At 52.1% G+C, this 5,566-nt stretch carries 5 protein-coding genes and 2 pseudogenes; 3 read left to right on the plus strand and 4 right to left on the minus strand.

Annotated elements, in window-relative coordinates:
* The 3 genes from BMX61_RS25475 to BMX61_RS24510 all read left to right on the plus strand — a co-directional run.
* Positions 1-68: SEC-C metal-binding domain-containing protein (locus tag BMX61_RS25475; protein WP_170855018.1), on the plus strand; the 68-nt coding region annotated here is incomplete at its 5' end.
* A gap of 58 nt (positions 69-126) precedes the next feature.
* Entirely contained in the window at positions 127-924 is a 798-nt protein-coding gene (locus BMX61_RS24505) for an RHS repeat-associated core domain-containing protein (RefSeq protein ID WP_139199007.1), read from the plus strand.
* Positions 921-1,346, plus strand: a complete 426-nt coding sequence (locus BMX61_RS24510; RefSeq protein WP_139199008.1) for a hypothetical protein — start codon at positions 921-923, stop codon at positions 1,344-1,346. Before BMX61_RS24505 ends, BMX61_RS24510 begins: the two co-directional genes overlap by 4 nt.
* Here the strand turns inward: BMX61_RS24510 and BMX61_RS23995 are convergent.
* The 4 genes and pseudogenes from BMX61_RS23995 to BMX61_RS24015 all read right to left on the minus strand — a co-directional run.
* Positions 1,250-1,831 carry an RNA 2'-phosphotransferase gene (locus BMX61_RS23995; protein WP_075627535.1) on the minus strand — a complete coding sequence of 194 codons (582 nt, stop codon included), beginning with the start codon at positions 1,829-1,831 and terminating at the stop codon, positions 1,250-1,252. The genes BMX61_RS24510 and BMX61_RS23995 overlap by 97 nt on opposite strands.
* A gap of 467 nt (positions 1,832-2,298) precedes the next feature.
* Positions 2,299-3,268: pseudogene (locus BMX61_RS24005) on the minus strand (integrase core domain-containing protein); the annotation flags it as partial.
* Between the two features lie 19 nt (positions 3,269-3,287).
* Positions 3,288-4,391: pseudogene (locus tag BMX61_RS24010) on the minus strand (IS630 family transposase).
* 466 nt (positions 4,392-4,857) lie between these two features.
* On the minus strand, positions 4,858-5,566 hold a 709-nt coding region (locus BMX61_RS24015; RefSeq protein WP_210186315.1), incomplete at its 5' end, for an RHS repeat-associated core domain-containing protein.

The raw sequence follows: 5,566 nt of genomic DNA on the forward strand, positions 1-5,566 counted from the left end.
TCGGACGCAATGACCAATGCCCTTGCGGCTCCGGCAAGAAATACAAGAAATGTTGCGGGCTGAACTGATCAAAGCAGGCTCACCGGACGCTTACGAGTAACAAATAGATCTAAGCGGAGAACTTTAGTGAGATTCTTTTCTAATGGGCTATTGGCCCGCTTTTTAAGTCTGCTGATCGTCTGCAGCATGGTTTCGGTCTCATTCGGATCTGCAGCCAATGCACGGTTCATCTCACCAGATACGATGGACCCGACGCAACGCGGCGTCGGCACTAATCGGTATGCGTATGCGAACGATGACCCTATCAATAATAGCGACCCGAATGGTCACATCTGGGGAATTGTCGGGGTGGCCATAGGCGCGCTTGCAGGATGGTTATCGGGTTCAAAGCCTGCAAATGCGCCTGCTGACCGCTCCCAAGAACAATATATGAGTGACAGCCAATCGGTTCAAAACTCAGCCGCTGCAGTTGTTGAAGTGACGGGTGGCATAGGCTTGATCGGCCGTCTTGCATCTTGGTTTGCAAAAGACGAAGACACCGCAAAAGAAATGGTTGGAACTCAACAACGAGAAAACAACCTGGAAGGCGCTAATTTCGCTCAAAAATCGTATAATCCCAACTTCAGTTCTGAAGGATTTTTCGCAGGAAGGACAGTTGATGAGGTTGCGGCCGACCTTAAAGCCGGAAGACTAAAACCGAGTGATGTTCCTATTGATTATATTGAACGCGATGGCACCAAACTTATGCTCAATACTCGATCAGCGAATGCCCTTGAACAAGCAGGTGTTCCCAGGTCTCAATGGATCGGCGTAAATCGAACTGGTCAGGAGAGGTTTGAAAACATGCTTGATGGGCAATTACAGCGAAATAAATTATCAAACGAGGGGATTCCTACAACCCGCCGCAGCGGAGATTTACAATGAAAATGTCCCACGTTCTTGAGCTACCATACCCTTCAACAGCAATTATCCGCGGTCCTATTTTAGGTAACGAAGATGGCGGATTACAGCTTTCCATGATTTTTGATGAAGAGAATACCTACTATCATTTCCAGCTACGCTTCGAAAAAGTTCGCGCCTTTTGTAAGCGTGCAGAGGTGTATTGCACACAATTTCATATCAAAGCTTATGATGTCGTTTGTGAAATCTCCGATTCGACATGGGTGGATGAATTAAAAAACGACGTGGTGATTGAATGGCGTGACCGTTGGGTCATGCGACACTTCGTAATTTATATTGATAGTTTCGGCTATTTAGAAGTAATTGCTGAGTCGGCAGGATTGAAAGAGATAGATAAAAACTCAGCCGGTACGCCCCTAGTGAGCCAGACGCCATTTTCAGCCTGATAAAATTTATAGTCGAGTCTCTCCATCCTCGCAGAGTCAACCTTCAATACAATCGGTCGACCATACCGCTTGCCGGAACTAACTGCTGTCTCTTCGTTTTCAGTAAGATGAACATAGTGACGGTTACCAGGACGTAAGCCTTCTGACATGATAGATTTTACGAACCGCTGTGCTGTGCCATGGAAAAGGTCTCTTGGAGGCGTTTTTATACAGAAATCGATAGAAACTTCAGCCAACGTGTGACCCTGCAATGCCCTGATTAGCTTCCCATTATCTGAAAGTGCGAAACGCTTTTTTCCAGGAGCTCCAACTATTTGAACGATCAAGTCGCGATCAATAATTTTACCGGCTATTTGAGCTCGCGCGACAAGTTCATCAATTTCTGCCCAGCCGTGTTTGTCTAACATAATGCCAATTGATTGAGGACTGTGGCGCAATACATAGCTCAAAAATTTGCTGGTTTCGGCAAGGACGTCTCTAGCCATATTCATCTCCTATGCAGTTATCTCTCCCTATCATTCCTAACGGAATTTGTCCTTCCCGTCCTGCTGACGCCCGTCTCGAGTAGCCGGTCGCGCTATTCGAACGTGAATAGAGAGAGGTCGGTTTGTCTGAACAGTTCCGGGCGTTTTGTTAAGTGTATCCCGCCGGCGACGGCCGTCTGTGCTGATTTTATAAATTCCTAAGCCCATGCTTCATATCATGCACGACAGTCGTTTCACCATACAGGTCCTGCCGGCCGACGATGCTGGTCGCCGGCGGGAATGGGCGGATGATGAGAAGATCCTGATCGTCGAAGAGAGCCTGCGGGGTTTCCGACAGGGTTCGGCGACGGCACGACGGTATGGGATATCACGATCACTCCTGTCGATCTGGCGGGGGCGTGACGCCGCGCGCAAGGCAAGCAGATCGGTGCGCAACGGGTGGCTGAGCTTGACCTGCCACTGAATTTTCATCCGGCGGCGATTAGAGCCTCGGTGGTTTTGGATACGCAAAATGGCGCGGTTTGAGCAACCGGCGGAAACGCGTAGCCTTCAACCTGCGAAGCGTTGAAGCCGGTTGCGGCGATGAGCCCGGCATAGTCTGCCGGGGTCTGATATGCGAGTGACGATTGCGACCGGAAATGATTCTAGTCGTTAGCCCATTCGTTGATGGCGCTGGGGGCATGATCGAGGCCAAAGAACAGGCTTTCGTTCAAGAGTTCGTCACGCATGCCGCCGCTGAAGGATTCGACGTCACCATTCTGCATCGGTTTTCCGGGCGCAATGTAGTGCCACTCGACCTTGTGATCTTTCGACCAGGCCAGGGATCGCATTCGAGGTGAACTCCGTGCCGTGATCTGAGACGATCATGCCGGGCTTACCGCGTCGTTCGATCAGCATCGTCAGTCCGCGAGCAACACGACGGCCGGAGATCGACGTGTCCGGGATTGCGGCGAGACATTCGCGTGTGGCGTCGTCCACGGCATTGAGCACGCGGAAGCGCCTGCCACAGGCGAACTGATCGTGGACGAAATTCAGTGACCAGCGGGCATTGGCCTTCGCCTCGACCAGGATCGGAGCGCGTGTGCCGACGGCACGTCGTTGGGCCTTTCGCTTGCAGACAGAAAGACCTTCCTCGCGATAAAGCCGCCTAACGGTGATTGCATGCGATCACCTACCGGCCAGGGGTAGATGCGGTTGACGCCGGACGGCTCTCCCTCCCGCCGAAACAGGATGAACAGTCGCCGATATCCGAAACGTCGTCGCTCGTTGGAGAGATCGCACAGCCTCGACCGCGGTTCGATTTCCGGCGGGCGGCAGGACCGATAGCGGATCGTCTTCCGGTCAGCGGATGTGGATCTAGCAGGCCCGCCGTTCCGAAAGGCCCCTGACGGACTTCAAATGCGCGACAGCCTTCCGCCTTGCTGTGGGCGTCACCACTTATACGCCTTCTCACTGATCAAAACCCATTGACCCATTCTCTGCGTCCGATGGACATGATGCGCCAAGGCTGTCTTTCGAGTTTTCTCCAGGCATCGCAGCAGTGATCGACGATGTCGTCATAGGATTTGAAAACCCGATTTGAGAGCCAGTTGTCGCGCATGAAGTTCCAGAGATTTTCGACCGGGTTGAGCTCCGGGGATTTCGGTGGTGGCGGCAGGATGGTGATGTTGTCGGGCACGACGAGTTTGTTGGACATGTGCCAACCTGCCTGATCCGTGATGAGGATGGCGTGCGCACCATCATCGATGTGACGGGCGATCTCGGCCAGATGCTGGCTCATGGCTTAGGTGTCACACCATGGCATGACCAGCGCCGCTGCCTTGCCGAGCTTCGGGCAGATTGCGCCGAAGATGGTGGCGGACCGGGTTCGCTGGTCACGCGGGGCTGACGGTCGCGTTCCTCGCTTTGCCCAACGCCGGGTGATCTTCGTTCGTCGGGCAAATGATTCACTGGATCATTTGCTTCTCCGTCTCACTTTGGCCGATCCGAGCCTCGTCCTCGAATTAAATCTCTATGCGTTTTCCTCGGGCCGCCCCGGCGGCAATCTCCGCCACTGCGGCGGGGAAGCTTTTTTAAAATCCTCGATGGCTTGCGGGTCTTGAGCATGGTGTTTGGGCCGGGCCGCCAGCTTGCGATAGCCCATGACCCTGACTTCACGACTCAGCGTCTGTTCGCTCACTGAAAGACGAAACTCCTCCCAAAGCCATTGCGCCAGATCGATGAGACGCCAGCGAACAACGCCGTCGAGATAGGGTGTCGGACCGCGCTCGATGGCCTGCGCCAGGGCCGCACGCTGCTGATCGTTCAACCGCGACTGCGGACCGGGAGCCTTGCCATTGACAAGGCCTTCAGGCCCGCGCTCGTTGAAGCGCATCACCCAGTTGCGAACAATCTGGAGCGTCACATTGCCGAGACGGGCAGCATCGGAGCGCGAACCGCCATCGTAGATCGAGGCGAGTGCCAACAACCGGCGCACCTGGGCGGCATCCTTCGTCTGCCGCGCCAGCCGCCGCAGAGCTTCTCCATCAAAATCCTCACGTAATGGAATTCCTGATCGCATCGAATACCTCCGGTTTGCGCCAGAGATTCAGATTCACCGCACTTCGCAAAGCCCAAAGAGTCGAGATCAGCGAGGTTGCGTATAAGAAATATTCGAAAATAAAATAGAAAGCTTCCTTACTGTATTTCAATAGTTTCACTCATTGATTATTTATGTGTCGCTTCAGCAAAAGTGGCTTGGTATCCAACCGATTCATCTCCAATTCACCAAAATTATTGTCATCAGCGAGATAAAGAATCACATCAACTTTAGCTCCGTCCTCATCGTTTATTAGCATTGACGATGCAATATGTACTCTTTTCCCAAAGTAGTTCGTGTTTCTTATAGTATGAGCGTTATCTACGTGGAATACCCTGACGTATATATCATCTAAATCACTGTTATCATCACTTCCAAGGAGGGTCTGAATGTATCTCTTCTCAAAATTCATTAACTTACGTTCAACGGTGGACCACATAATTCCTCACTATTTTGGTAGCACAATCGTGCCTACATTTACTGTATTGCTATCTCTTGCAAAGGCGCGATACTCAATTGCTTGCCCGTTAAAATCGATTGTGCCCCGGACATAGGTGTCAGGTGCCATCGCTGGCTTAGATTGAATATCTTTTGCTATAATATTTTTGATAGTATCGATCTCATCACTGCTATATCCGTTCTCCGCGAGATGCCTATTGGCGTGATAAATTTGGTTTTCATCTTGACCAAATTTTACGTTTTGCTTATTTTCGGTTTCGATTGTTTGATCTTGTTTTCCCTCATCATCCGGATCTGGCGCTCCCGAAGCGGCGGCTCCTCCGCCAGTACCTTCGGTATTTTCTTTTGTATCGCTTTTCATTTCCCCGTCACCCATCGGGGTAGCGGTAATGGCAACGATAGCTAAAGCGCTTCCAACAATCAAAGCTACCGGGGGATTGCTTGCGCCAGCCCCAGCTGCAGCAGCTGCTCCACGGCCTCCGCCGAGCCAAGATAGAATTTGTTCAATGATGCCGGGCTCAGCAACGGCCGCTACATGCCCGTTCTGGTCACTTTTGTTGATTGGATCGTTTTGCGAATAAGCATATCGGTTTGTTCCGACGCCCTGGATGGTTGGATCCATGGGATCTGGCGAGATGAAGCGTGCGTTTGCGGCGGAGCCGAAGGGCACGCAGACGAGGCTGCAGATCAGCAGGGTC

Origin of the sequence: Xaviernesmea oryzae (genome assembly GCF_900109605.1) — a bacterium.
In the GTDB taxonomy this organism is placed as follows: domain Bacteria; phylum Pseudomonadota; class Alphaproteobacteria; order Rhizobiales; family Rhizobiaceae; genus Xaviernesmea; species Xaviernesmea oryzae.